Raw genomic sequence first — 24656 nt, 5'->3', positions numbered from 1 at the left:
TGCTTCGCAAACGTGAATCTTTTATGCAAACAGAACTCTCGTCAATTCTCTGCGTTCGTCTGCGTCCATCAGCCGGATGGCTTCAAGGATCTCCTTACCGGAGATTTTTGTTGCCGCCGGCTTTTCGTTTTGCAGGGGCTGGGATGCTGCCGGGGTCAGGTCTTGGGAATAGAAGTTTGCTTCGATCTTCTCGGTCAGCTCCAACCGGGGCTTATCCTGCGTGTGAGCGTAGGTGTCCATCAGGACAGATGCCGTTGCATGACCTGTGTTGCCCTGAACAGACTTGAAGTCGCCGTCCGACTGCAAGAGCTGGTAGGTGGCACTGGAATGCCGCAGACCATGGAACACGATCTGCTCGAACTCCGGGTGCGCTGACCGCCATTGCCGATACCACTTGGTCAGCAGTTCTGGCGCAATGGGCAAGCCGTCCGGGAGCCGGAACAGTTGCCCGCAGTTATTGTACTTTTCTGGGGCATTCTGCTCGTCCTGCTTGCGCTTTTCAAGCCATGCCAGAAGCTCGGCTTTCAGAGGCTTGGTCATATACAGGATGCGGTTGAACTTCTTGGCCTTGGGCTTTTTCAGGATGAGGGAGGATTTGCTTCCCTCCCGCCTGTCCGGGAAGGTGTGGTAGACCTGATTGGGGTCGAGCTTTTCCAGAGCGTCCTTGTTGGCTCGCTGCATGGTCTTGCTGACTGAGATGGTGCCGCGCCCTTCGGCGGCATCGAAATCCAGATCACTCGGCTGCAAGCCGAGAATTTCGCCCTCACGAAGCGAAAGAATCATGCTCATGTGCACCGCCAGATGCAGGGCAGGGTTCTCGATGGTCTGCAAAGCTGTCAGCATGGTTTTCTCGTCCCAGATGGTGCGTTCCTCGATGTTGACCTTGGGGGCATCACGGGGCAGGGGAATCTTGTGGATCAAGTCCCATTCCACTGCGTAGGAAAAGGCGGTTTTCAGCAAGGTGTGGACTTCATGGGTGGAGGTGCTGGACAGCAGCCGCTTCTTCTGCTTGTCGGTCAGGGTCTGCTTTACGCCGTGCACATACTGCCCGCAGGGGGTCTTGGCGAGGGTTGCATAGAACTTCTCAATGTCGTAGGTTCGCAGCTCCTGCACCTTGCGATTGCCGATATAGGGCACGATAAGGTTCTGCACCATCGCCACGGACTGGGTGTAGGTCTTGGGTGACCACTTGTGTTTGGTGGACTGGATCGGAATCCACTTGTACAGCATTTCCTCGACCGTTATGGTGTCGGGAACAAGGAACGTGCCGTCCAGCAGTTCTTTCTCGACCGTGATTTTTCGCTCCTGCGCCTCCTTCCTGGTCTTGAAACTCTCCCAGCCCTCGCAGGGCTTGCCGGAATGGTCTTTGTACTTATAACGGACGGAGTAGGAATCTCCGCGCTTCATAATAGATGCCATAGATTACCTCCCTCAGACCGCCGCAAACCAGTTGTCGAAACTCTGCTTGTTCACCCGGATGCTGGTGCCGATGCGCAGGACCCGGAAATCCTTCGTGGTGTTGCACAGGTTGTACGCCGCACGGGGAGAAATCGCCAAAAGCTGGGCAATCTCCTCTACCCGGTAAACAAGGGGTTCGTGCTTGGCTGCTTTGGTCTGGTCAGAAGATTCTGTGGCAGGGGATTTGGACATCTCCATTGTAGCGAGGTTCGAGTCCGTTTGCAAGATGTTTTTCGTATAATTTTCATATTTCACAGAGGTGGTTTTGCTGGGGATAGTGGTAGTGCGGTTTTTTGTCATAGGCAAGTCTCCTTTTTTACATCTGGTTTGTTAAAGCTCAGCGTTCTGCTCGTGATGGCGGTCTTTGGGGATACTCGCTGTGCGCTCCGGTTTCTGGGAGAGAAGATTTTCAAAAAAATTGCGCACACGCTCCGGGGCGTGGCGCAAAGCGTTCAGATATGGCTGGACATCATTCCGCAGGTCACGGTAACGAGCTTGCCATTCGGCGCAATCCCGTTTGGCAGCCGCCAACTGCTGTTTCGGTTGGCGGTTCTCAACATCTATGACATAGCCGTGTGCTGCCTGCTTTTTCAGGGCGGATAATTCATCTTCGGTCAGGGAATAATTACCCAGCAGGGTACGCTTGCCCAAGGATTCCATATCCTGTGCGTGGATGAGAGCATCTTTTGTGACAGCAGCTTTCTTCTGAATAGCGACGAGTTCCTTTTTGGTCTTGGAGAGGGTTTTGTTGGTTTGGGTGAGGTGCTGCTCTTTCTGGTCAATCTGGGCGGTCAGGCTGTCCAGCCGCTCCTGCTCCCGCTGGACTTTGAACTGGGTTACGGTCAGGTGTTCTTCGGTGCTGCCACGTTCGCCGCGCTCCACATCGGTGTACCCGGCAACACGCATATAGTTGAAGAAATCGTCCTGCAAGATGCTGTACGACTTCTTCAGGACTGGCTTGCCGTTCTTTTGAAGGACAGGCTTTCCGGCATCGTCCAGCAGGGGCTTGGATGCCCACTTCTTGCTCCGGCTGACCTGCATGACAGTCTCCTTGACTGTGCCGACCAGAGCCTTATCCTTGCAGCGTTTCGACCAGAGGATCTGCTTTTCTACCACAGGAACATAGACCACATGGAGGTGGTAGTGGTAGACCTCCCTGCCTAGTGCCTCGGTCATGGCACGGTTGATCTCATCGGCGTGCATGACGGCAGAGAGGATATATTGCTCACCACCTACGATCTGGACAGCGGCTTTATAGGCATCCGCATAGAACTGCTTGGCGAACTCGTAGCCGCCATGGTTGTCAAAATAGGCGGAGTTAACATCAAAGATAAGCTCACAGTAGTGGGTGGCATCCGGTTTCAGGCCACGGGTGGAAATGGTGCCAGCAGCTTCCATCTGGGCGAACAGGTCGGTGTAGCTGGCGGTGGGCTTCTTGAAATGGACGTTCCATTCGGTGCGGTGGGGAAGAATGTCGGGGTTCCGATAGCTGTCCTTTTCGCGTTCATTGTGCTGCTGGGTGTTGCTAACAGCCTTGTCCGAAACAGCGAGATTTCGGACGCTTGTCAGGTGCCACATGGCGGCACTTGATTTACAGCCGAACAAGCTGGCGGTCAAAGATTTGCGAATCCCTGCCCACCAGCTCGTCCGGCTTTTTCAACGGGTCATTTTGACCCGTTGATTTGGCAAGCTGTCAATTTGACATCCTGCCAACAACACCCCTATAAAGTGCGTTTTCGGTCAATTGCTGCGTACGTGCGTACGGAGAGAGGGCAGCTGCCGCGTACGCACGTACGCAGCAAAACACCCAAATTCTCCGTTATAGGGGGTCATACTCGCCAACTGTTGGGAGTAAGGTCGGGCTGCACAAGGGCTTCGATGCCCACAAAGCCCCGGACACGCCGCCCGGACGAGTTGACGATGTTATTGGTAGATTCCAGATTATACCTGCGCTGGTTGGCAATCAGGGCATCACTGAACCCTCTGGCCTTGATCGAATTCAGGCTGTTCTCCTCGCACCACATTTTGTAGACCTCATACAGCTCTTTTGAGCTGGTACAGGCATCCGCCTTCAGGCGGATGTAGCCCTCGGATTCGAGGAAATCGAACACATTGTTGTTGTCCCGCTTCACCAGTTCCCGGTTGCGCTTGGCACGGTCGCTCTCGGTGAACTGGAATCCATTCTTCACCAGCCGCTGCAAGCCCTCAAATGCCCACAGCAGGATGCCCTCGACCTATGCTGCCATCTTCTCGGCAATGTCCGGGTCATCCACACGGGAGAGGGGCTTGTCCTTGGTGGTCAGGATGAGCTGGCGGCGGTAGAATCCGTCCGAGCGGTCATACAGAGCCTGCAAGTCACCGTTGCTGAACGCCAGCAGGCGGGCGTACATCCAACCCTGATAGCTCTGCTTGCCCTTGCGCTCCAAGTCCATCTGTCCCTGTGCGGTCACAATGGACTTGACGTAGTTGGTCTGGCGCAGGGCTTCCATCCGCATATCATCGTCCACGCAGAGCAGGGTGTGCTCCAGATCGGCACGGGCAAAGCGGTTCTCCGAGATCTTGCCGATGCTGCCATCCTTCATGTTGCAGCCGAACAAGCGGGACAGCACCACACCGATCTGCGATTTTCCCTCGCCGCCGCTGCCTTTAATGACCATCATGCGCTGTCCCTTGTTGCTGGGGATCAGGCAGTAGCCGATGAACTCCTGCACCGTGGGAATGTCCTCTGGGTAGAGCAGGTTGGACAGAAACCGCAGCCAATGGGTGGGCTGCGGGGCTTTCGAGTCATATTTGACCGGGAGCCGGTTGCGCACGATCTCCGGCTTGCCCTCCTGAAAGGTGCCGTCCAGATACAGGGTGCCGTTTGCCAGCGCAATGCGGTCGGTGATGGGCGGGAAGTCCTCCACCTGTGCCGCCAGCTTCAGTACGTCCACGACATTGCTGACTCGTTTGGCGATATTTGCGCCGATATGGTCTCGCAGCATATCGAAAATTTCACAACGCAGGTTCATGGTGTCTGTGACCCTGCCTTCCGGGGTCATCGCCGGGTATCCCATGCAGACGGTCATGCGGTTTTCAAGGTCCAACGGGCAAAACGGCAACAAAAAAGCCGTCACAAAACAAACTAGCCCTGCCTTCGCTTTTTCTGGAAGGTCATGCTAGTCGGTTATGTAACGGCTGAAAGCCAAGATGTTCAGCCCCGCAGGGTCTGAACGAATATGTAAAAATATGTTATATTCAATTGTTGGAATAGACTACCACAAAATCGAGCCGTGTCAACAAAAAGTTTTGAGAATACGTCACTTTCGGCAGTGTGCAAGAAAAAGCAATGAAAACTTTGGCAAAAAGAGAGAGGGCTGGGCGGTGCCAGCCCTCTTGACAAGGCAACAACAGCCTAAAAGTTTCATTCCCACCCTCAAACCATCTTCATCCCGGTTTCGTCCCGGTTTGCAGAATGCCCTTGCAATCCGAAAGGAGCCGTGCTATAATGCCGCTGTAATTGAATCAGAAATCTTCAGGGCAGGGTGTGATTCCCTACCGGTGGTACAGCCCACGAGCCGTAAGGCATGATTCGGTGAAACTCCGAAGCCGACAGTACAGTCTGGATGAAAGAAGATACCAAGCGCAGAGCCCGCACGGTTCTGCGCTTGTGGAGGCTGCTCTGGGATGCGTTTGCATTCTGGAGCTTTCTTTTTTGCACAAGGATCCCTTGTGTCTTTTCGGCTTACCCTGAACGTTTTTGTTCAGGGCTTTTTCTTTTGGAGGCAACACGATGAACGACAAAGACTATATGCGTCTGGCTTTGCAGCTTGCAAAAAAGGGCTGCGGGTGGACATCGCCCAACCCGATGGTGGGTGCCGTGGTCGTAAAAGAGGGCAGGATCATCGGACAGGGCTGGCACCAGAAATACGGTCAGGCTCATGCGGAGCGCAATGCGCTGGCATCCTGCACCGAAGATCCGCAGGGAGCGACCATGTATGTGACACTGGAACCGTGCTGCCATTACGGAAAGCAGCCGCCCTGCGTGGATGCGATTCTGGGCGCGGGCATTCACCGGGTGGTCGTGGGTTCTGCTGACCCGAATCCGCTGGTGGCCGGAAAAGGAATTGCAATCCTGCGCGCACACGGCATAGATGTGACCGAAAATGTTCTGCAAGAGGAATGCGATGCGCTGAACAAGGTATTCTTCCACTATATCACCACAAAACGCCCCTTCGTTTCCATGAAATACGCCATGACGATGGACGGAAAAATCGCCACATACACAGGCGCTTCCAAATGGATCACCGGGGAAATTGCCCGGAATCATGTTCAACGGCAGCGACACCGATTCCGCGGCATTATGGTGGGAGTCGGAACCATTCTGGCAGATGACCCGCTGCTGACCTGCCGGATAGAGGGTGGCCGTGATCCTGTCCGGATCATCTGTGATACACATTTGCGGACACCGCTGCAATCACAGGTGGTCATGACCGCCAAACAGGTCCCCACCATTCTTGCGACCTGCTGCGGCGACCCAGAGAAACAGGCGGCATATCAACAGGCCGGTTGCCGGATCCTTTGTCTGGAAGAGCAATGCGGTCATGTGAATCTTCCGCAACTGATGGAACAGCTGGGACAGGAGCAGATCGACAGCATTCTGCTGGAAGGCGGCGGAACCTTGAACTGGTCTGCACTGGAAAGCGGCATCGTGCAGCAGGTACAGGCTTACATCGCCCCGAAGCTGTTCGGAGGTAGGGATGCCAAAGCACCCATTGAGGGTGCAGGTGTTTCGTTTCCGGATGCTGCATTCCGCCTGAAGAACAGCCGATTGGAACAGCTTGGCGAAGATTTCCTGATCGAAAGTGAGGTGGAGTACCCGTGTTCACAGGAATCGTGGAGGAAGTCGGCACAATAAGATCTATCGAACGGGGACAGCATTCCGCCGTGCTGACTGTTCGTGCAAAAACCGTTCTGGAAGAAACCAGGATCGGTGACAGCATCGCCGTCAACGGCATCTGTCTGACCGTCAGGCAGCTCTTCCCGGATAGCTTTGCTGCGGATGTCATGCACGAGACCTTGAACCGCTCTGCGCTTGCACAGCTCAGCGTTGGAAGTGCGGTCAATCTGGAACGTGCCATGCCTGCCAATGGACGTTTTGGCGGACACATCGTAGCAGGCCATGTGGATGGGATCGGACGCATTGCCAACATCCGAAAGGACGATACCGCTGTCTGGTACACCATTCATGGGGATCCTGCGATCCTTCGCTATGTCGTCGAAAAGGGTTCCATCACGGTGGATGGCATAAGCCTGACCGTGGCTGCAGTGGAACCCACGGGCTTTGCCGTGTCCACGATACCGCACACTGTCCGTCAGACGAACCTGCACCAGCGGCACAAAGGAGATTTTGTCAATCTGGAAACCGACGTTGTCGGAAAATATATTGAGAAGCTGCTTCAACCGGAAGCACCGAAACAAAACACACTCACAAAAGAAATGCTGCTGCGCTGCGGCTTTTAAGGAGCGTTTACAATGAACTTCAATACCATTCCCGAAGCTTTGGAAGACCTGAGACAAGGAAAAATCATTCTGGTAACGGATGACCCCGACCGTGAAAACGAAGGGGATCTCATCTGCGCTGCGGAATTTGCCACCACCGAAAACATCAACTTTATGGCGACCCACGGCAAGGGTCTGATCTGCATGCCGATGTCCGAAGCCTTTGTCCGGAAGCTGCAATTTCCGCAGATGGTGCAGCACAACACCGACAACCACGAAACGGCATTCACCGTGTCGATCGACCATATTTCTACTTCTACGGGCATTTCTGCCGCAGAGCGTTCCATTACGGCGATGGCTTGTGTGGACGACCACTCAAAAGCAGAAGATTTCCGCAGACCGGGCCATATGTTCCCCCTTCTGGCAAAAAAGAACGGTGTACTGGAGCGCAACGGTCACACGGAAGCAACCGTTGACCTGTGCCGTCTGGCAGGGCTGAAAGAATGCGGCCTGTGCTGCGAGATCATGCGGGAGGATGGCACGATGATGCGCACCGCTGAACTGGCAAAGCTGGCAGAGCGTTTCCAGATCAAATTCATCACCATCCGTGATTTACAGGAGTACCGCAAGTGTCACGATAAACTGGTCGATCAGGTGACGGCAGTGAACCTGCCCACCAAGTATGGCACCTTCAGAGCTTATGGTTTTGTGAGCCGCCTGAACGGAGAGCATCACATTGCACTGGTAAAAGGTGACATTGGCGATGGAAAGGATATTCTGTGCCGCGTCCACTCGGAATGCCTGACAGGAGATACATTTGGCTCTTTGCGTTGTGACTGCGGCCAGCAGCTGGCCGCTGCCATGACGCAGATCGAAAAAGAAGGCCGGGGTATCCTGCTCTATATGCGGCAGGAAGGCCGGGGCATCGGTCTGATCAACAAACTGCGTGCCTATGAACTTCAGGAGCAGGGCATGGATACGCTGGAAGCCAATCTTGCCTTGGGGTTCCATGGAGATGAACGGGAGTATTATCTCGGCGCGCAGATCCTCCGGGAACTTGGCGTAAAAAGCCTGCGCCTGCTTACCAACAACCCGGACAAAGTATATCAGCTCTCCGAGTTTGGGCTGGAGATCTCCGAGCGCGTACCCATTCAGATGACGGCAACCCCGTATGACCTGTTCTACCTGAAAACGAAGCAGGCACGGATGGGACATATTCTGGAATATTAACAACGAAAGAGGTATTTAAGAATGAAAACGTTTGAAGGTAAGCTGGTTTCTCAGAATATCAAGATCGGTATCGTAGCAGCCCGTTTTAACGAGTTTATCACGTCCAAGCTTCTGAGCGGCGCAATGGATGGCCTGCTCCGGCATAATGTGCAGGAGACTGCTATCCATGTCGCATGGGTTCCGGGTGCTTTTGAGATCCCACTGGTTGCCTCTAAAATGGCAAAAAGCGGAAAGTATGATGCTGTGATCTGCCTTGGTGCCGTGATTCGCGGCTCTACCAGCCATTACGACTATGTGTGCAATGAGGTTTCCAAAGGCATTGCCACGATTTCACTGGAAAGCGGAGTTCCCGTGCTCTTTGGTGTTCTGACCACCGAAAACATCGAACAGGCCATCGAACGGGCAGGTACCAAAGCAGGCAATAAAGGCTATGACTGTGCGGTCAGCGCCATTGAGATGGTGAACCTGCTCCGGGAAATGGATGCCGCCGCAGAATAAAATTCACACAGGAGTTTGTCATGATCGTTATAAAGACCCGACAGCCTGACCCGGAATTGGAGCAAAAGATTCGGATGCTTCTGGAACGGGAGCACATCGAGGCAGAGCAGATATCAATTGGTTCACAGGAAAAGCTGGTTTTTCCGGGACTGACGCTGGATGGAATGACCCACGAAGTGTCATGCAACGGAAGAAAAACATCCCTTACAAGACTGGAGTTTGATCTGTTGCTGATACTTGCTTCCCATGAAGAACAAGTTTTTTCCAAAGAGAAACTTTTCCGGGCAGTGTGGGGGCAAAACTGTGACGATACCTTAAAGGTCGTGGCAAATACCGTTTCCAATCTGCGAAAGAAGCTGGCCGACTGCGGTAGCTTTATCCGCACCACCCACGGCGGCTATACCTTTAGGAGCAAAAAGGAGAACGACCCGGCATGACCAGAATCTTATTTGTTTGTCTGGGAAATATCTGCCGAAGCCCGATGGCCGAATATATCATGAAAGACCTTGTGTCCAAGGCAGGACTTTCCGAGCGATTTGAAATCGCATCAGCCGCCACCAGTGCATGGGAGATCGGAAATCCGGTCTATCCTCCTGCGCAGCAGAAGCTGGCAGAACATGGCATCGACTGCAACGGCAAGACCGCTCGGCAGATGACCCGGCTGGATTATGCACGGTGTGATCATCTGATTGGCATGGATGAAAGCAATCTGTGCGACATCCTGCGGCTTGTCGGCGGTGACCCACAGCATAAAGTATCTCTGCTGATGGCGCATACAGGTCAGCCCCGTGAGGTAGCAGACCCATGGTTCACGGGAGATTTTGAAGCCACATGGCGGGATGTGCTGGAAGGGTGTACGGCATTGCTTGAAGAACTGCGCTAAGTTCCTTTCATTTCTCCTGCATTAAACCACAGCCCCGCTTTGGCTTCTTCTTCGCCAAGGCGGGGCTGTGGTTGTTATGTCATTGATCTTCCAGTCTGCCGTGGTCGCAGCCGAGTGACAGGAAACGTTTGATCTCCCCATCCAGCACCATCTGTGCATACTCCAAGGGCTTATGGTACAGCAGCCAGTCCAGTTCTGCCCGCTGTGCCGGGGTGTTGCCGTATTTGTCCTCAATGGCGGTGCAGTCGATGGCAACGGCAGAGCCGTCCGCAAATCGGGCTTCCACTCGGTTTGTGTTTATGTTGAAGCAGCAGGAATGCAGTTTGTTCATAGTGAACCTCTTTCTATATAAGGTAGTGTCTGTTCGATTGTCCAAATCCCTGCCATGAATCATGGTTGTTGATGTACATTTGATGCTCGGTCTGAACAGGCTAGATTGCAGCGGCCATTTTCCCGGCTTTGTATAAAAACCCAATGCCTGTTTTAAGGGGTTGATTTTGGCTCTGCACATTTTTGCACACTTTTTGCACACCGGAACGGCTGGATAACGGATGCAAGATGGGATAACAGGTGCAAAGAATGCAGCAGATGCAAAATGCTGATTTACGATAAAACGATAAAAATGATAAATTTGTGTAATTCTGGAAATTGATGATTGTTGCACGTCGGTTTCTCTTAATCAGTGGACCCAGGGTTCGAGTCCCTGGAGGTGCACCACAACAACAAAATCTGAACTTTTTTCCGATAGGAGAAGGGTTCGGATTTTTTGTATTCATTGGAAAACAGAACGAATCCCTTGCTTCCATCGAAAAACGTCCTAGACCTTATCATAAGAAAGCACGACAGACCACTGTAAGAGTGCCGTAAGGCAGAAAGGACACAAACATGAAGTACGATGAAAGAGCTTGCCATTTCAACATGGACACCGGCTGTGTGGAGCTGCTGCTCCGGGATGGGAGAAAAATCTCTATCGACTGTACCGGGGTCGAGGATGCGTTGGATGTTACCATGGCGCAGCGGTCAGAGCTGGACTACCTCATCTATAATGACCCTCTGGCGTATGCAGACTTGATTCTGAACAGCGAACCGGAGGAATATCTGAAGAACGTGGCTGGGAACCACGGATTAGAGGACTAAACGCAAAAACAGGGTGCGCCCCGAAGGACGCACCCTGCAAAAATCCACACACGATAAGTAAGGCAGGGAGTTCCCCAACGGGAACTTCCTGTTTTTCTTTGGTTGCAATATGAGCCTATTCCGCCTGCCATGCGGCAAACTCCCGTTGTCCTTCCTCACTGTTCCAGCAGGCAAGGACCGCCGGATAGAATGCCCGTGCCAGACGGTCGATGACTTCATCGGGGTAAGGGGAAGTGTTTGTGGACTTTTTCTTTTTGTTCAAACGCACGCTCCTTTGATCGTCCCACCGTGGCTAAGTTGGGCGAGAAAATCAAAGTTCCAATTTCATATCAGGCGCAAGGGCGCAGATGGTTTCCGCCCTGCACTTGCGGCTGGTGGCTCGTTGATGGCTTACAAGTGCCTGTCGTTATGCGACTTTTTCATCGTTCAGCATTTCTTCAAACTGTGCCATATATGCCTTGTGCTGTTTGAGAATCTTCGTGGTCTCCACTTTCACATAGGCATCATCAGGCACCTTGGGGAGATACTTCATCAGGAAATCAACATCCTGCTGGATTCGCCGGACGGCAGCTTCCAGTGCAGAATAGTTGATTCCGTAGATTCGTTTCTGCGGAGCAGGGCGGTCCTCCGGGTGCAGAATCTCGTGCACGATCTGCTTGCGGTTCGGAAAATCTGCTCTGGCAAGACGGTGCATATCGGCATCACTGACTTTGAACTGCCCGGACAAGATTTTCTCCTGCATACCGGGTATCATCTGATCCATGATCTGAACGCCTCGCATGAACTTTTCAGAACGGGCAACATAGGATTCGCTAACGTTGTTCCGCTCTGCAATCTGCTTGCGGATGCTTGCTTCCGCAGAGGTGGGAGGAATTGTGTCAATTTGACACAATTCCTCCGGGGCGGTTTTCTTGGCAGCAGCCGTGTGCTGGTTGTTGCCGTTTCCGCCGGGCTTTCGGTGCTTCACACTGTACTGCTTTCCAATGAGGAACTTCTTCTGCTCCGGTGTGAGGTTGCGCCGCCCCAACTGGTTCTTACAAATCCAAGCGAGAACTTCTTCCCGGCTTTCAAACGGGAGCGGCATGGTGGAGAAAGAGATTTCGGGATGCTCCTGAACGATTTCATAACGATTGTGGCCGTCAACAAGGATGTTATTCCAAACGATCAAAGGAGAAATCAGCTTGCCTTCCTTGAGGATGTTTTCTTCAAGCTGCTTGTACTCATCGTCCGTCAGCGGCGGGATCTGGTTCTGGAACTCCGGGTCGATTTTCAAGTTGATCATACGCACACTCCTTTATCTCTCCTGCTGCGCCGGTTCTTCCTCCCGGAAAAAGGACGCAACAATCTGCTTTGCGGTTTTCAGTTTGAGCAGTTCTTCCTTGGCTTCCTTGTACTGCTCGTAGAACTTTGCCTTTTCGGATGCCAGCTGCACATACTCGGCTTCCAGTTTGTTCGGACTAGGCAACTTGGTGATGTCGTTTGCCTTGAAATAGGCCACTGCCGCCCGGTACGCTGTCAGCTCTGCACGATGCTGCTCCTCAAAGACTGCGGGTCGCTTGGCGGTCTTTAGCTGCTGTGCGATGTTCTTGGTGCTGACGTAAACAGCAACCTATTCTGCTAGCTTGCAGTTGGATAGAGCGCGTTTCGGTCAAATCTCTGCCTATGTGCGTATAGGAGTTGGTGCGCATATACGAAGTGAAACGGCGGAAATCTCGTATATATGGGTGGTCATTTGACCACGAGTGTGGTATACTTCACTTGGAAAACCAATTAAGGTAGATATAATGCACAGGGATGTGCTTTATATAATAAAAGCAGGATAAAAACGCAACGCATTTCTTTCTGAGAGATGCCAGAGCTGGTAGGTAGCCCAGCCGTCTACACCGCACGGTGTAGGTAAGTAACCTTCCCCTCCGGGTTGTCCGTTCCTGTAAGGATTTATTTCAGGAGGGTTTCGTTATGGACATTGATTCTACAAAGCTGACTGTATTTTTTGAGGCTCCATTCTGGATCGGAGTATTTGAACGTATTGAGAGAAGAAAGCTTTCAGTGTGTAAAGTCGTGTTTGGTGCAGAACCAAAGGACTATGAAGTCTGGGAGTATCTGCTCAAAAATTACAGTCGGCTGCGCTTCAGTCCATCTGTTGAGACAGTTGTAAAGAAAGAGTCTGTGAACCCAAAGCGATTGCAGCGGCAAATCCGAAAGGAAACAGTTGCCACAGGAATCGGTACAAAGTCACAGCAGGCGTTGCAAATGCAGCGAGAAGAAAACAAGCTGGTGCGAAAAGCACTTAGCCGTAAACAACGCGAAGCAGAAAAGCAGCGTCAGTTTGAACTGAAACAGCAGAAGCGAAAGGAAAAGCATCGGGGCAGATAATGCCCCTTTGCTTTTATCTGGCAGGGTTTGGGGCAGGCACGCCCCAACAAGAAGCAGTCCCAAAGGGACAGGAAATTTTCAAGAATTGAAAATTTGTGGCCACGGGACGGTTCTTGCCCTCTACCGCTGCGCTCAAAATCGTTTCCGGGTAATTGTTTCCGAATTGTTAAGGCGTAAAAATAAGTAGAGGTTGTGCTGCTCATGTATGTGGGTCACCGTTTACTCCGAACGAAGTTCCTGCCCCTGTTTGTGCAGCGGCGTTGACGAAAAGTCGGTATCACGCTCGGACGGCTCATGAAATTTTCAAGGTACGGTTTGCGTTTGCAAGCGCAGCGCAGCAATGAAAGCCCCAGTGGGGCTTTTAAGCAACGGGACAGTCTTGCGCAGCAAGATAGCAAGATGGAGGGGCCTTGCCCCGAGAAGTTCCCAGAAAAGAAAAATACCGCCCACGCAGCGCAGCGATGATTTTGTCGGGGTGAATCGGCGGCAAAATGAATCGGGTGTGTTGCGGGGCGGTTGATTTTTCAGGGATGATCCACGGTGAGGCAGTGTTCAAAATGAACACGACCACATCTTGTGGATGGCTTGTAACCAATCCACAAGAGCAGTGGGATTTACAAGAAAAATACCACGGCATGTAGAATGCGTCAAGAGGCTTTTGAAAAATTTGTTATGTAAAATCGAAAAAAGTACGACGCATTCAATCTTTCTGCTGCCTTTACAGGCCGCGGTCTGCTAATTTCTGCAAGGGAGCATGACCAAAATAATCCTCCGTATCAAGCTGCCGCTAACAATGTTAAAAGCCATTGCCAACGCCCTGCAAAAGCGGGTGGGAAGCAATTACCGCTTTGTCCTCAGCTTCACCTCAGCGCTCATCCTTCTGGGTGCTCTGGGCATTCTGTCCCCGGCTGCTAGCGCCATGCTGCATAACCTTTCCACCCTTGGCATCAGTCTGCGCAGCATGACAGACCTGTTGGAGCAGAAGCCTTCCCTGTAAAAATGACAAATCGTCCAAGCCAAAAGGAGGCTGCTGCACAAATGTTGTGCGGCGGCCTCCTTTTGGGTTCAGATAAACCGGCAGAAACCCAGCCAGCAGCCCAGCAGGAAGAAGAGCAGGGCCTTCGCCAGTACCGGCAGCCAAAGGTGCTTGCACAGAGCCGTATCCCACCGGTGGATGTTCTGTTTAGGGCAGGTGCCCACGCAGGCTTCACAGGCGAGGCACTCCCCGCTGCGCAGGCTGCTTTCCTCCAGCTTCAGGCACACCGGGCACTGCTGCTTGCAGGCATTGCAGCTCGGTATGCAGCCATCGCTCTGCCGGTGCAGCCGCGCAAAGGGCAGCACCGGCAGCAGGGCGAACACTGCTCCCATAGGGCAGAGAAACTGACAAAAGAACCGGGGCTGCACTGCCATGCCCAGCAAGATGAGCACAAACAGCGCAATGCCCACGCCGAAGCCCTCCGGCGGCAGACGCAGAGCCGTCAGGCGGGAAAACACCTCCCACGGGTTTGCGCTGGTCAGCAGCTTTTCCTGCTGGGTCACATACAGCGCCACCAGCCCCGCCAGCAGCAGATATTTGACCTTCTGCCCCCAAAGCACCGCCCGCTCCGGCAGACGGAGCTGCTTTTTGCGGTGGAACAGCTTTTTCTGGATAAGCCCGGACAGCGCCCAGACGGCATCGCCCAAGCTGCCAAAGGCGCAGGCGTATCCGCAGAAGAACCGGTCGAACAGCAAAGTGAAGCCGCACAGCCCCAGCAGAGAAAGCGTGAAGCTGTCTGCTGTGAGCACCTCGCCCGCACCGATGTGCAGAAAGATCTGCTTTACCCCGGAAAACCCGGCCACAAATGCGCCCGGCATGGACACAAAGAAGAACAGCTGCACCCCGGCGCGCAGCCATGTACGGCGCTTTTTGTCCTGCTGGCGCTGCTGCGCCGCTGTCAAAGGCTTTGTCTGTGTTTTTTCCATCATCCTGCCGCCTTTCCCAGTGCGTCCTCGACTGCACCGATGAGACCTTCTGCTGTGAGGGTAGCGCCGGAAACGGTATCCACCCCGGCAGACTGTATTGCCAGCATCTCGTCCAGCAAAGGCAGCGCCTGCTTATAGTAGGGCTTATCTTCACCGGAGGCATCCAGCACCGCAATATCGGTCATTTTTCCGTTCTGGATGGTCACCGACACCCGGATGACATCGCCAAAACCAAAGGCGCTGCCCTCATAGGTGCCGTCCCGGTAGCCGCTTTGGATCTGCTCTGCCTGCGCTGCGCTCTGCGCCTGCAAAACGGAAGCGTTGTAGGCTTCCACTTCAGCGATCTCCTGCTTGCGCTGGCTCACCGCTGCTGCCCGGACCAGCGCCACCTGCTGGTATTGCCATAGCACCCCCAGAATCAGCAGCAGGTTCACCGCCCGGAGAAGAAAATTCTTGTATTTCATTCCGCTGCTCCTTCCGTTTCAGGTTCGGCTTCGGTCTCTTCCGGCGGCAGCACTGCTTCGGATGCCGACAGCACTTCCTCAGAAGATGCCGGCTCCGGTTCAGAGGATGCCGGTGCATCTGCCGGGAAAAGCTGCTGCCATATTTCTTTGAGCCATGGGGGAACGGCGCTTTTTTCCTCCGGCTGTACCACCTCCACGGTGGGCGCAGCGACCGGTGTTTCATCGGGTCCCGGTACTTCAGACGGTGCGGCGGCTTCTTCTGCCGCTTCTTCCGATGCTGCCTGCTCCGGGGCGGCTTCCTCTGCCGGGGCAACCGCCGCCTTTGCCAGTGCCAGCTTGACCGCGTTCAGGATGCCGGTGGAGGAGTAGGTCGCGCCGGAAACGGCATCCACATTGGGGCTCTGCCCTTCCAGAATGGCGGGGATGACCTGTTTTGCCTGGGAAAGATATTCCTCCTCATCCTCGGCGCTCAGAAGAGTGATATCGGTGATCTTATCCTCTGCCACCGTGACCTGCACCGTGATCTCGCCCTCAAAACCCATAGCTTCGGCAGTGTAGATGCCGTCCAGATAGGTAGAGGGCGCGGTAAATTCCTCCACCACCAGCGGTGCGGCGGGCTCCGGCTGCGGCGGCAGGGGGTTGTTGACCACCTCGCCGGTCAGGGCGTTTTGCACCGCGCCCAGAATGCCCCGGCTGGTGTAGGTGGCCTCGGAAACGGCATCCACTTCCCAGCTCTGGGCTTCCACCATGGTGGTCAGAAGCCGCTTGGCGCGCCGCAGAAACTGCTTGGTCTCGTGGGAAGCGCTCAAGATCTCGACCTCTGTGATGCTGCCGTTTTCCATGGTGACCTGTACCCGGACGGTGCCGCCGTAGCCCCGGGAAGAGCCGACATAAACGCCGTCGGCATAGGGCAGCTTGGGCAGCGCTTCTTCCTCCGCTTCGGAGGAAGCGGCTTCTGCCGGCTGCTCCACCACAGCCGTCAGCCTTTCCGGCACGGCGGCCAGCACCGGCACGGTGCGGGGCAGGGCAAAAAGCACGGCTGCTGCGGCCGCCACCGCCGGGAGCAGCTGCACCAGCGGCAGCAGCGCATTGCAATGTTTTTTGTTCATTCCATCTTCTCCTGACACGGAAAAGCAAGGCCGCCTGCTTCAAGCGACCTTGCCGTTTTGTACTGTATTTTGCTGGATCAGGCAGCCTTCAGGTTCTGCACAGCATCGGTCAGGTGGGTCACCTGTTCCAGTGCAGCAGCCTTATACAGGGTATCCCGGCTCAGCAGCTCCACGCTTTCGGCGAGCTCAGTCTCCAGATCAGCGTAGCTGGCTGCGGTGTAAGCGGCCTTTGCCTTGCTCTGTGCCGTGGCGACCACAGCCTGCAGGGCGGCGCGGTCTGCATCGCTTGCCAGCTCGTGCTTGGCAAGGTTCTCGGCAGTGGTCTGGAACTTCACCACCGTGTCGGCATAGCCCAGTGCGCGGATGGTGATGGCCCAGTAGCCGGTGCCATCGGTGCCCTCCGGCAGCTGGCAGCGGGCGGAATCGCTCAGACCCAGCTGGATGCCCATGGACTTGTGCATCCAGTTGTCGGCTGCAAACTTGGTGCCGTAGGAGGCCTTGGCGTGGGTATAGGTGCTGTCATCGCCGTAGTAGGTCCACACCACAGACTGCATCCGGGAGCCCAGCTCGCCGTAGTTGCCGTTCAGGTCCACACGGATGAACTCGCCAAAGCTGCCTACATCGCTGCCGCTGCGCAGGTTTACGGTAAGACCATCCGCAGCCTTCTGGGCGGCTTCTGCCACGCCGGAACCGGTGCCGGTATGTGCGGCAGAGAAGGTGTAGCCATCGCCGCTCTTGGTAGCGTACTTCAGGCCGTTGGTGTTTTCGTCCACTGCAGCCGTTAAGGTATAGGCGGTCAGGTTCTTTTCAGAGTAGCCGCCCACCAGCCGACCGCCGTTTTCCACGACGGTGTACTTGGAGCAGAAATCTGCAAGGTCGCTGGTGGCCACGCGCACCGGCACATACTTGGTGCCCAGCACCTCGTAGTGATCCATCTGCACGGTAGAACCGTCGGCCTTGGTAATGGTGCCCCGGTTCCAGACCACGGAGGTGCCATCGGCCAGATAGATGGTCTTGCCATCGTCCGACCAGTGGGAAACGGTGTAGCTGCTGCCGTCCTTGGCGTAGATCACAGCAGTGCTCTGGAAGCTGCCGCGGTGCAGACCGTGGTTGACGGTAGCGCGGGAGACTGCATCAAATGCGCCAAGGTCGTGCTCCTCGTGGCTGTCCAGCTGTGCAGAGGCGGCAGCGTTGCCGGCAGCATAGACCTTCTCGTTTGCCCAGTACTCATCCCAAGTCAGGGCAGCATAGAGATAGGTGTACTTTTTGCCCAGCAGAAAATCGAAAAAGTCGTTCTCCTCCTCGGCGGGGGCTGCTGCAAAGGCGGTAGCGGTCAACAGAGTGAACGCCATAGCTGCCGACAGCAGTAGGGAAAGAAATTTCTTCCTTTTCATGAAAAATGCTCCTTTCATCGCAAATGGCAGAAAATCGCGGTCATATAGTTAGCTCTGTCTAACATTTCGCGCAAAGAAAAACCTGCGGGGCGAGGCCCCTCAGATGGTTAGAAGAAGCTAATTGCTGGAAAATAAAATAGCACGTCCACGGAGCGTTGTCAAGAAAAAGCAGGGATGTTTACGGAGGTTAATTTTTCGGCAGAAGGTGCCGGCATCAGGATGAAGTTTGCTGGTCCCGGCCATGGAGCTAGACTGCGGCTGCGGCGGCGGGGCGAACATCAAAACAAAGAAAAGCAAGGCCGCCTGTTTCAAGCGACCTTGCCGTTTTGTACTGTATTTTGCTGGATCAGTCAGTTTTCCGCAGCCTCACAGCGCCACGCTGACCGGCAGGACATACACACCGTTGGCGGTGTAGTAGGTGATCTGGGTGACGGTCTTGCCGATCATGGATGCAAAGTAAGGATCATCGGCATTGAAGCCCAGTTTGGTGCCATGCCAGATGTTGGTCACATGATGCAGGCCGTACTCACTGCCATCGGCGGTGGTCAGCACCACGCCGTAGACCTTGTTGGCCTTGTAGTCCAGATCAAAACCGGAGAGCTTCATCTCGTAATTGGTGTGGTGACCGTTGGTGTTCAGCTCCACAGTAACACCCTCCACGGTAGTCTCAGTGGCGTGGACCTTGCCAAACTCCCACTTGCCGCTCAGCAGGTTGTACCATGCGGTGATATAGCAGGCAGGGGTCTCACTGAGCTTGTAGTAAGCGTAGCTCTCGTTCTCAAACAAGGCATCTGCGCCGGTGTAGGTGGCGGTGGATTCCTTGCCCTTCAGGGTAACGGTGATGTCGCAACTGTCGGCATCGGTGACCTGCTTTGCATTCTTCAGCGCCCACGGGGTCAGCACCTTGACCGGGAAGGAAACGCCGGTGATGTCGGTGCCGTCGGCGTTGACATGGTAGGAACCGGCGGCAAGCTTGCCTGCACGGGTCTTGTTTTTGGTGGCGCTGGTCACAGCGTCGATCTCAGATGCGTTGTCCACACCGGCAGCTTTGTAGAAATCGGCGTAAGGGATGTTCATCTGGACATAGCTGGAGGTCAGGCAGTTTTCCTGTTCCACCTCTTCCGCAGCGAAGGCCGGGACTGCCACAGCGCACACCAGCATGGCGGCAGCAAGTGCACCTGCAAATACTTTTTTCAATCTCATGGTAACACACCTCAATCACTGGTTTGAAAATATATGGTTAGCTTAGCCTAACATTTCGCGCAAAGAAAAACCCGCGGGGCGAGACCCCTCAGATGGTTAGAATAAGCTAATTACTGGAAATTAAAATAGCACGTCCATGGGGTGTTGTCAAGAAAAAGCGGGAATGTTTATGGAGGTTAATTTTTTTGGCAGAAGGTGCCGCAAAGCCCTTGGGCAACACCGCACAATTCCCGCCTGACGGCTCAAGCGCCGTTCCGGCGGCTGCGGCGCTTAGAATTATGCGGGATTGCCCTTGACCCTTTTGCCGGAGCGCAGTATACTTTTTATGCGGTTAGTTATGCTTAACCACAAGGAGGTACGACATGATACAAGACGCATTCTGGGGGATCCTGATCCCCTTTCTGGGCACAAGCCTTGGGGCAGGCTGTGTATTCTTTCTGAAAAACTCTCTGCGTGACGGCATCCAGCGCGCCCTCACCGGCTTTGCAGCCGGGGTCATGGTGGCGGCATCGGTGTGGAGTTTGCTGATCCCGGCCATGGAGCAGGGGCAGCACTCCAACGTTGGCACCGTGTTTTTTGCGGTAGGCTTCAGCGTGATGATGGTGCTGGATGTGGCACTGGGGTGACGGCTGGAGGTCTTGAAAACGAAATCTCTTTCGGAATCTCCGAAAATGCCTGAACTTCTTGACAGAGGAGACGGCAGGGCGTATTATTTTGGCAGAAGGGCCGCTGAGATGCGGCTTTTTATAGAACAAAAAGTTAGCTTTACCTAACTACAGCGCGAGGAACTGCGTGAAAAGCATTGCATTGTGAACTATAAATAGAAAGAGGGTGGCGTTATGTCCTTTTTTGAAAACACCCGCAAGCCCGTAGGCCTTGGCGGGAAGATCATGGTTGCCATGATGAACGTTGGCCACAGCGCAATGGCGGCGTGGGGGCTGCGTTTTTTGCAGCCTGCCCCGGATGCCATGGTGCTGGACTGCGGCTGCGGCGGCGGGGCGAACATCAAAACGCTGTTGAAGCTGTGCCCCAAAGGCAAAGTGCAGGGCATCGACTATTCGGCTGTCAGCGTAGAAAAAGCGCGTAAGGTCAATGCGGGTGCCATTGCGGCGGGACGGTGCACCGTGCAGCAGGCAAGCGTGGCAGAACTGCCGTTTGCAGCGGAGCAGTTTGAGGTAGTGACCGCCTTTGAAACGGTCTATTTCTGGCCGGAACTTGTGCAGAATTTCAGAGAGGTCTATCGGGTGCTGAAACCCGGCGGGGTCTTTTTCATCTGCAACGAAGCAAACGGCGAAACCGCAAAAGACGACAAATGGACGCAGATCATCAAAGGCATGACCATCTACACGGATACTGCCCTGAAAGCATATCTGGAACAAGCAGGATTCTGTAAGATCCAAAGCCACAAAAATAAAAAGGGCTGGCTGTGCATCACAGCACAGAAATGAGGTGCGCTCATGTCGAAAAAAGCAACGGAATTTCAAAGAAAAGCAATGAGCTGGATGTACCGGGGCAAGGAAATCTTCAAGCCTTTGAACACCGGCTGGATCGACGAGAATGTTGCCTGCGTGCGCGAATGGGTGGCGAACATCTTCTTCTACCGCAAAGGCGATACGACCATTATGGTCGATGCGGGATATAATTACGACCGCCTTGCCGAAAAAATGGGCTGGCTTGGGATTGATCCGAAGTCGATACACCATATCCTTATCACCCATCAGGACACCGACCATGTGGGTGCGGTGGAAGCAGACAGTCCGGGGCTGTTCCGGAATGCGAAGCTGTACATCGGCGAGATCGAGAACCGGTATCTGACCGGCGAGGAGCGGCGAAAAGTCATCTGTCATCTCTATAAATTGCCGCGGGTCACGATCAACAACGAAAAGGCACTGCTGCACGATGGGCAGGTACTTGACATTGACGGCGTCAGGATCGAGTGTTTTCTGGTTTCCGGTCATACATGGGGACATATGGTCTACCTCATTGACGATAAGTACCTTTTTACCGGCGACACGCTGTGGTTTGGCGCGGACGGCGGCTACAGCTTCATTTCCTCGCTGGCGGAGGACAATAAGCTGGCTGTGCAGTCACTGGCGGAGCTGGAGCGGAAACTGCGCGCACGTGGGCTGCATCCATATTTCATCACCGGTCATACGGGATGGACGGACAATTTTGCCTTTGCGTTTGCCCACAAAGACAAGAGCTGTTCACCATTCAAAAAACGAGTACACGACCCATCGGCGCCCTATGATGCCTACGACGAATCGGACGACACCGAAGAAAATGCAAAGAGCGGTTTTCTGAAAGGCGTGGGAAGATGAAGGACAGCGAATTACAAATTGACCGTAGCTGCCATGTACTATATTCCAAACCCTGCAAAAAGGAAATTCTGGCGAAAATCGCTCTGCACTATCCGGAGGCAGAGCGCGAAGTGATATGGGAGCAGGTGCAGCTGAGATACGCAGAGCTTCTTTCCAAGTGGCGCACCGACCTCGGCGGTAAAAAGAATTTTCACAACGGCGTAGGCGGCACCTACGACTGCATCGCCATCATGTGTTTTTTCGATGTGTGCCGGGATGTGGTCACATTCCGCGAAATGGAAGAGATAGAAGAAAATCTGATCCTGCCGGCCTTCCGGAAGCTGAAATTCGTGGACTGCAACAAGCCGTTTTGGAGGAAGCTGATGTACAAGGCGTTTGTTCGCGCGAAAAGTGGCTGCGACAAATGGCACGATTACGAGATGTCGGTTGCGCCTTATGAAACCGGAAAGCCTATTTATTATGAATTTACATCGTGTCCGGCGGCAGAATTTGCCAAGCGGTTCGGATTTACGGACATTATGCCCGCCCTGTGCAATGTGGACTATGCGTCCATGGAGCTGCTCCACGCAAGGCTGGTGCGGACGACCACCTGCGTGGACGGCTGCCGGTGTGACTACACCATCTGCGGCGATCAAGACCCATATGCAAAGGAACATCCCGAATATCGGGATGAAAACGGATACAGGAGGAATAAGTAATGCTTTTACAGGTGATTCTGGAAGGTTTTGGGCTGGGAATCCTGTTGGTTCTCGTCTGTGCCGTGGGCATCCGCAAAGGGGCTGTTGGGATGGTGCATCTTTACCCCATGGGACAACCGTTTGCGAGTATCCAGCCGGGGGTATATGCTGGGTTACAGCGACCTGAAAGACCCTTCCGTCAGCGGCTTTTTCCGATTCCTCGCAAGGATCGGGGACAACAGGATGAAAATGCAGATCGTGAGGATCGGATTTGGAGGGAGAGCATGAAACACCTGCACTTTGATGTGAAACTCAATGGCTTTTACGGTGCGTATTGGGCGTGTGCCGGCGGTTCAGACTGTGCGGTCATCACGATGATCGGGGATGATCCGGAGGATCGGCTTGCGCGCTCGGCAGTGAAATGGCTTTGCGGGTGCGGCGTGAACGTGCTCACAATGTCGCCCGCGAAAAAAGATTACGGACATCATAATTACCCGCTTGAGCGTGTGGAGACGGCAATTTCATGGCTGAAAGCTAACGGTAACAGAAAGACCGGCATTGCCGGTGCATCGACCACCGGAACGCTTGCGCTGACAGCGGCTGCCATGTTCCCGGATATCACCCTGACCATTGCCATGACACCCAGCGACTTTGTGTGGCAGGGCTTTCTGCAGGGCAAAAGGGACGGCTGCAAGGAGTGGCCGGTCGAGGGTGAATCCCTGTTCTCCTACCGGGGCAAGCCGCTGCCCTATATGCCGTTTTGCTATCAGCATCCCGACTATTGGCATTGCATCGCCGCCGAGAGCAAACGCGCCGGCGATATGGTAAACTCCCGCAAGCTGTTTGACGATTCCGAGACAGCTCATCCGATCGAGCCGGAAGAATACATTCCCGTTGAAAACATCCGGGGAAAGCTGCTGCTGATCGGCGCGGAGGATGATGCGCTGTGGGACACCGCAAAGTATATCCGCCGGATGGAAAAGCGCCTTGCCGAAAAACCGCATGAATGCGAGATCGAGACGATGGTTTATGCCCACGGCACCCACTTCGTTTTCCCGGAGGGGATGCTGAAAATTATGCTGCCGGTTGGCTCCGGCCTATTTGTGAAATGGGCCTTCCATGCGGCCCGGAAATATCCGAAGGAATGCCGTCAGACCCGGATAGACATCGAGAAACGGATGTGCCGGGTGTTAGCGGAATGGAAAGGAGCAAAGTGAGATGCGTTGGACGGGGATGCCCATGGCCATGTGGGCGGTGTTTGCCAGATCGTTTCAGACGCAGCTGACAGCGGTGCTGGGCTATGATGCAGCCACCGCAAAGCAGATCACCAAAACCGCCAAGCCGAAATACAAAGAGATCATCGCCAAATTGCCGGAGTTTGAAAAGGGGGACCGCTTCCAATTGAACATCATTGGCTGCGCCATGCTGGGGGCGTTTGTCCTCTGTATGCCGCAGCGGCCGGATGCAGAGGCGCTGACGGTTTACTATGAGAACGCTCAGATGACGCCGCTGATGAAGTGGTTCTGCCGCAAAAGCGGAAAAAGCAAATTTACCGCAAAGGACATTGCCGCCATGAAGGCAACCGCTGCCCTGAAAGCCGCCGACCGCAACCCCTATTCGTGGAACATGGAGTTTTACGAATACCCGGATGGCAGCGGCTACGAGGGACGCTTTACCAAATGCGGCATCTGTGTGCTGATGAAGGAACTGGGGCTGTACGACCTGACCCCCGCCCTGTGCCATCTGGACTACACCATGAGCGAAGCCGACGGTGTGACGAACTTTGTGCGGCAGTACACCCTTGCTTCCGGCGGACCCTACTGCGACTGCGGGTACAAAAAGAAAGGGTAACGGACGATGAAGAGGGAGGAAACCTATCTTTCCCGTGATTTCCGGGAGACTGCGGCACAGCGCTTTCCTGCACAGGCGAAGCAGCTGAACGCCGCTTTCGATATACGCCTGAATGCACTGCTGGCTGAAAATGCAGATGCAAGCAAGGAAAAGCAGTACCACCTCAAGCGGCAGATCTTGCCGGGCATTTCGGCCTACGAGACCTTGCAGCGGGTCATGCCGAAAGAGGAGGCACTGCAAACCGTTCACGGCTATGTGGAGCGCTTGGCGAGAACGAGCCACAAACAGCTTGCCGCCCTGCTGCACATACCGGGGCTTTACCGCCTTGTTCCCGGCGTTTTCGTCAAATCCACCCGGAGCGTTTTCGGCCCGGCGGCGGGCTTTGAACCCAAAGAGCTGCAGACAGGCAACGGCGTATGGCGTGTGGACATGATGAAATGCCCGTATCATGACACCTGTGCAAAATACGGCTGCCCGGAGCTGTGCCGCTGCTTTTGCGACAGTGATGACATCAGCTATACCGGGCTGCATCCGAAGCTGATCTGGGAGAGAAGCATGACGCTGGGGCGTGGAAATGACCGCTGCGATTTTTGCATGAAGGTCAGATAATAG

At 54.3% G+C, this 24656-nt stretch carries 26 protein-coding genes, 3 pseudogenes and 1 riboswitch; of the genes and pseudogenes, 16 read left to right on the top strand and 13 right to left on the bottom strand.

Features of this window, described 5'->3' with window-relative positions; genetic code table 11:
* Positions 1–21: 21 nt before the first annotated feature.
* The 4 genes and pseudogenes from xerC to I5P96_RS11985 form a co-directional block, all read right to left on the bottom strand.
* Positions 22–1419: a tyrosine recombinase XerC gene (gene xerC / locus I5P96_RS12000; protein WP_223382315.1), complete on the bottom strand. Its 1398-nt coding sequence runs from the start codon at positions 1417–1419 to the stop codon at positions 22–24.
* 12 nt (positions 1420–1431) lie between these two features.
* Positions 1432–1758: a helix-turn-helix domain-containing protein gene (locus I5P96_RS11995; RefSeq protein WP_223382314.1), complete on the bottom strand. Its 327-nt coding sequence runs from the start codon at positions 1756–1758 to the stop codon at positions 1432–1434.
* A 30-nt stretch (positions 1759–1788) separates the two neighbouring features.
* Positions 1789–3036 (bottom strand): plasmid recombination protein, encoded by a 1248-nt coding sequence (locus I5P96_RS11990; protein ID WP_223382313.1) that lies wholly within the window; start codon positions 3034–3036, stop codon positions 1789–1791.
* Between the two features lie 251 nt (positions 3037–3287).
* Positions 3288–4544, bottom strand: a pseudogene (locus I5P96_RS11985) (phage/plasmid primase, P4 family).
* Between the two features lie 420 nt (positions 4545–4964).
* A riboswitch (FMN riboswitch) is annotated at positions 4965–5079 on the top strand.
* A 151-nt stretch (positions 5080–5230) separates the two neighbouring features.
* Here I5P96_RS11985 and ribD point away from each other — a divergent pair.
* The 6 genes from ribD to I5P96_RS11955 are packed head-to-tail and all read left to right on the top strand — an operon-like array spanning position 5231 to position 9550.
* Positions 5231–6355, top strand: a complete 1125-nt coding sequence (ribD, locus tag I5P96_RS11980; RefSeq protein WP_223382312.1) for a bifunctional diaminohydroxyphosphoribosylaminopyrimidine deaminase/5-amino-6-(5-phosphoribosylamino)uracil reductase RibD — start codon at positions 5231–5233, stop codon at positions 6353–6355.
* Entirely contained in the window at positions 6319–6960 is a 642-nt protein-coding gene (locus I5P96_RS11975) for a riboflavin synthase (RefSeq protein ID WP_223382311.1), read from the top strand. The genes ribD and I5P96_RS11975 overlap by 37 nt, the downstream gene beginning before the upstream one ends.
* Positions 6961–6972: 12 nt before the next feature.
* On the top strand, positions 6973–8169 hold the full coding sequence (locus I5P96_RS11970; RefSeq protein WP_223382310.1) for a bifunctional 3,4-dihydroxy-2-butanone-4-phosphate synthase/GTP cyclohydrolase II: 1197 nt from the start codon (positions 6973–6975) through the stop codon (positions 8167–8169).
* Positions 8170–8190: 21 nt separating this feature from the next.
* Positions 8191–8667 carry a 6,7-dimethyl-8-ribityllumazine synthase gene (ribE, locus tag I5P96_RS11965; protein WP_223382309.1) on the top strand — a complete coding sequence of 159 codons (477 nt, stop codon included), beginning with the start codon at positions 8191–8193 and terminating at the stop codon, positions 8665–8667.
* A 20-nt stretch (positions 8668–8687) separates the two neighbouring features.
* Entirely contained in the window at positions 8688–9104 is a 417-nt protein-coding gene (locus I5P96_RS11960) for a winged helix-turn-helix domain-containing protein (RefSeq protein WP_223382307.1), read from the top strand.
* Positions 9101–9550, top strand: coding sequence for a low molecular weight protein-tyrosine-phosphatase (locus I5P96_RS11955; RefSeq protein ID WP_223382306.1), 450 nt, complete (start codon positions 9101–9103; stop codon positions 9548–9550). Before I5P96_RS11960 ends, I5P96_RS11955 begins: the two co-directional genes overlap by 4 nt.
* A 79-nt stretch (positions 9551–9629) precedes the next feature.
* On the opposite strand, the gene I5P96_RS11950 is transcribed toward I5P96_RS11955, so the two are convergent.
* The gene (locus tag I5P96_RS11950) at positions 9630–9881 is read right to left on the bottom strand and encodes a DUF6061 family protein (RefSeq protein WP_118554047.1); all 252 of its coding nucleotides are present in this window, start codon (positions 9879–9881) and stop codon (positions 9630–9632) included.
* A gap of 554 nt (positions 9882–10435) precedes the next feature.
* Between I5P96_RS11950 and I5P96_RS11945 the strand changes: the two genes are divergently transcribed.
* Positions 10436–10687, top strand: coding sequence for a DUF6061 family protein (locus I5P96_RS11945; RefSeq protein ID WP_118554049.1), 252 nt, complete (start codon positions 10436–10438; stop codon positions 10685–10687).
* Positions 10688–10802: 115 nt separating this feature from the next.
* Here the strand turns inward: I5P96_RS11945 and I5P96_RS11940 are convergent, their stop codons facing one another.
* The 3 genes from I5P96_RS11940 to I5P96_RS11930 all read right to left on the bottom strand — a co-directional run bounded on the left by I5P96_RS11940 (position 10803) and on the right by I5P96_RS11930 (position 12185).
* Entirely contained in the window at positions 10803–10949 is a 147-nt protein-coding gene (locus tag I5P96_RS11940; protein ID WP_223382305.1) for a hypothetical protein, read from the bottom strand.
* A 144-nt stretch (positions 10950–11093) separates the two neighbouring features.
* A complete protein-coding gene (locus I5P96_RS11935) occupies positions 11094–11969 on the bottom strand; it encodes a hypothetical protein (protein ID WP_223382304.1) in 876 nt (291 codons plus the stop codon).
* 12 nt (positions 11970–11981) lie between these two features.
* On the bottom strand, positions 11982–12185 hold the full coding sequence (locus I5P96_RS11930) for a hypothetical protein (protein WP_223382303.1): 204 nt from the start codon (positions 12183–12185) through the stop codon (positions 11982–11984).
* A 461-nt stretch (positions 12186–12646) separates the two neighbouring features.
* On the opposite strand from I5P96_RS11930, the gene I5P96_RS11925 reads away from it, so the two are divergent.
* Together I5P96_RS11925 and I5P96_RS11920 are read left to right on the top strand one after the other, a co-directional pair.
* Positions 12647–13063 carry a YjdF family protein gene (locus I5P96_RS11925; RefSeq protein WP_117534678.1) on the top strand — a complete coding sequence of 139 codons (417 nt, stop codon included), beginning with the start codon at positions 12647–12649 and terminating at the stop codon, positions 13061–13063.
* Positions 13064–13850: 787 nt separating this feature from the next.
* Positions 13851–14060 (top strand): annotated as a pseudogene (locus I5P96_RS11920) (heavy metal translocating P-type ATPase); the annotation flags it as partial.
* Positions 14061–14128: 68 nt separating this feature from the next.
* Here the strand turns inward: I5P96_RS11920 and I5P96_RS11915 are convergent.
* The 5 genes from I5P96_RS11915 to I5P96_RS11895 all read right to left on the bottom strand — a co-directional run bounded on the left by I5P96_RS11915 (position 14129) and on the right by I5P96_RS11895 (position 19195).
* A complete protein-coding gene (locus I5P96_RS11915; RefSeq protein ID WP_223382301.1) occupies positions 14129–15028 on the bottom strand; it encodes a 4Fe-4S binding protein in 900 nt (299 codons plus the stop codon).
* The gene (locus I5P96_RS11910) at positions 15025–15489 is read right to left on the bottom strand and encodes an FMN-binding protein (protein ID WP_223382299.1); all 465 of its coding nucleotides are present in this window, start codon (positions 15487–15489) and stop codon (positions 15025–15027) included. The genes I5P96_RS11915 and I5P96_RS11910 overlap by 4 nt, the downstream gene beginning before the upstream one ends.
* On the bottom strand, positions 15486–16598 hold the full coding sequence (locus I5P96_RS11905; protein ID WP_223382298.1) for an FMN-binding protein: 1113 nt from the start codon (positions 16596–16598) through the stop codon (positions 15486–15488). Before I5P96_RS11905 ends, I5P96_RS11910 begins: the two co-directional genes overlap by 4 nt.
* A 77-nt stretch (positions 16599–16675) precedes the next feature.
* The gene (locus tag I5P96_RS11900; protein ID WP_223382296.1) at positions 16676–17992 is read right to left on the bottom strand and encodes a penicillin-binding Tp47 domain C-containing protein; all 1317 of its coding nucleotides are present in this window, start codon (positions 17990–17992) and stop codon (positions 16676–16678) included.
* Positions 17993–18358: 366 nt separating this feature from the next.
* Positions 18359–19195: a hypothetical protein gene (locus I5P96_RS11895; protein ID WP_223382294.1), complete on the bottom strand. Its 837-nt coding sequence runs from the start codon at positions 19193–19195 to the stop codon at positions 18359–18361.
* A 362-nt stretch (positions 19196–19557) separates the two neighbouring features.
* On the opposite strand from I5P96_RS11895, the pseudogene I5P96_RS11890 reads away from it, so the two are divergent.
* The 7 genes and pseudogenes from I5P96_RS11890 to I5P96_RS11860 form a co-directional block, all read left to right on the top strand.
* Positions 19558–19785: pseudogene (locus I5P96_RS11890) on the top strand (ZIP family metal transporter); the annotation flags it as partial.
* A gap of 249 nt (positions 19786–20034) precedes the next feature.
* Complete coding sequence (locus I5P96_RS11885) at positions 20035–20643, top strand: class I SAM-dependent methyltransferase (protein WP_223382292.1); 609 nt, start codon at positions 20035–20037, stop codon at positions 20641–20643.
* Positions 20644–20652: 9 nt separating this feature from the next.
* Positions 20653–21516 (top strand): MBL fold metallo-hydrolase, encoded by an 864-nt coding sequence (locus tag I5P96_RS11880; RefSeq protein ID WP_223382290.1) that lies wholly within the window; start codon positions 20653–20655, stop codon positions 21514–21516.
* Positions 21513–22214 (top strand): L-2-amino-thiazoline-4-carboxylic acid hydrolase, encoded by a 702-nt coding sequence (locus I5P96_RS11875; RefSeq protein WP_223382287.1) that lies wholly within the window; start codon positions 21513–21515, stop codon positions 22212–22214. Before I5P96_RS11880 ends, I5P96_RS11875 begins: the two co-directional genes overlap by 4 nt.
* Positions 22214–23410, top strand: a complete 1197-nt coding sequence (locus I5P96_RS11870) for an acyl-CoA thioester hydrolase/BAAT C-terminal domain-containing protein (RefSeq protein ID WP_411703330.1) — start codon at positions 22214–22216, stop codon at positions 23408–23410. Before I5P96_RS11875 ends, I5P96_RS11870 begins: the two co-directional genes overlap by 1 nt.
* A gap of 1 nt (position 23411) precedes the next feature.
* Positions 23412–24044, top strand: a complete 633-nt coding sequence (locus tag I5P96_RS11865) for an L-2-amino-thiazoline-4-carboxylic acid hydrolase (RefSeq protein ID WP_223382286.1) — start codon at positions 23412–23414, stop codon at positions 24042–24044.
* 6 nt (positions 24045–24050) lie between these two features.
* Positions 24051–24653 carry an L-2-amino-thiazoline-4-carboxylic acid hydrolase gene (locus tag I5P96_RS11860; RefSeq protein WP_223382285.1) on the top strand — a complete coding sequence of 201 codons (603 nt, stop codon included), beginning with the start codon at positions 24051–24053 and terminating at the stop codon, positions 24651–24653.
* Positions 24654–24656 lie beyond the last annotated feature (3 nt).

Source organism: Faecalibacterium prausnitzii (assembly GCF_019967995.1).
Classification (GTDB): Bacteria; Bacillota; Clostridia; order Oscillospirales; family Ruminococcaceae; genus Faecalibacterium; species Faecalibacterium prausnitzii_E.
The sequence above is the reverse complement of the archived record's forward strand: the minus strand, read 5'-3'. Positions and strand labels throughout refer to the sequence as shown.

Excerpts from the sequence above, each read along its gene's own strand:
- ribD (WP_223382312.1), top strand. The coding sequence starts at position 5,231 with ATGAACGACAAAGACTATATGCGTCTGGCTTTGCAGCTTGCAAAAAAG.
- xerC (WP_223382315.1), bottom strand. The coding sequence starts at position 1,419 with ATGGCATCTATTATGAAGCGCGGAGATTCCTACTCCGTCCGTTATAAG.
- ribE (WP_223382309.1), top strand. The coding sequence starts at position 8,191 with ATGAAAACGTTTGAAGGTAAGCTGGTTTCTCAGAATATCAAGATCGGT.
- I5P96_RS11935 (WP_223382304.1), bottom strand. The coding sequence starts at position 11,969 with ATGATCAACTTGAAAATCGACCCGGAGTTCCAGAACCAGATCCCGCCG.
- I5P96_RS11925 (WP_117534678.1), top strand. The coding sequence starts at position 12,647 with ATGGACATTGATTCTACAAAGCTGACTGTATTTTTTGAGGCTCCATTC.
- I5P96_RS11875 (WP_223382287.1), top strand. The coding sequence starts at position 21,513 with ATGAAGGACAGCGAATTACAAATTGACCGTAGCTGCCATGTACTATAT.
- I5P96_RS11905 (WP_223382298.1), bottom strand. The coding sequence starts at position 16,598 with ATGAACAAAAAACATTGCAATGCGCTGCTGCCGCTGGTGCAGCTGCTC.
- I5P96_RS11885 (WP_223382292.1), top strand. The coding sequence starts at position 20,035 with ATGTCCTTTTTTGAAAACACCCGCAAGCCCGTAGGCCTTGGCGGGAAG.
- I5P96_RS11915 (WP_223382301.1), bottom strand. The coding sequence starts at position 15,028 with ATGATGGAAAAAACACAGACAAAGCCTTTGACAGCGGCGCAGCAGCGC.
- I5P96_RS11950 (WP_118554047.1), bottom strand. The coding sequence starts at position 9,881 with ATGAACAAACTGCATTCCTGCTGCTTCAACATAAACACAAACCGAGTG.
- I5P96_RS11880 (WP_223382290.1), top strand. The coding sequence starts at position 20,653 with ATGTCGAAAAAAGCAACGGAATTTCAAAGAAAAGCAATGAGCTGGATG.
- I5P96_RS11910 (WP_223382299.1), bottom strand. The coding sequence starts at position 15,489 with ATGAAATACAAGAATTTTCTTCTCCGGGCGGTGAACCTGCTGCTGATT.
- I5P96_RS11960 (WP_223382307.1), top strand. The coding sequence starts at position 8,688 with ATGATCGTTATAAAGACCCGACAGCCTGACCCGGAATTGGAGCAAAAG.
- I5P96_RS11900 (WP_223382296.1), bottom strand. The coding sequence starts at position 17,992 with ATGAAAAGGAAGAAATTTCTTTCCCTACTGCTGTCGGCAGCTATGGCG.
- I5P96_RS11970 (WP_223382310.1), top strand. The coding sequence starts at position 6,973 with ATGAACTTCAATACCATTCCCGAAGCTTTGGAAGACCTGAGACAAGGA.
- I5P96_RS11895 (WP_223382294.1), bottom strand. The coding sequence starts at position 19,195 with ATGAGATTGAAAAAAGTATTTGCAGGTGCACTTGCTGCCGCCATGCTG.
- I5P96_RS11945 (WP_118554049.1), top strand. The coding sequence starts at position 10,436 with ATGAAGTACGATGAAAGAGCTTGCCATTTCAACATGGACACCGGCTGT.
- I5P96_RS11955 (WP_223382306.1), top strand. The coding sequence starts at position 9,101 with ATGACCAGAATCTTATTTGTTTGTCTGGGAAATATCTGCCGAAGCCCG.
- I5P96_RS11870 (WP_411703330.1), top strand. The coding sequence starts at position 22,214 with ATGCTTTTACAGGTGATTCTGGAAGGTTTTGGGCTGGGAATCCTGTTG.
- I5P96_RS11990 (WP_223382313.1), bottom strand. The coding sequence starts at position 3,036 with ATGTGGCACCTGACAAGCGTCCGAAATCTCGCTGTTTCGGACAAGGCT.
- I5P96_RS11995 (WP_223382314.1), bottom strand. The coding sequence starts at position 1,758 with ATGACAAAAAACCGCACTACCACTATCCCCAGCAAAACCACCTCTGTG.
- I5P96_RS11860 (WP_223382285.1), top strand. The coding sequence starts at position 24,051 with ATGAAGAGGGAGGAAACCTATCTTTCCCGTGATTTCCGGGAGACTGCG.
- I5P96_RS11865 (WP_223382286.1), top strand. The coding sequence starts at position 23,412 with ATGCGTTGGACGGGGATGCCCATGGCCATGTGGGCGGTGTTTGCCAGA.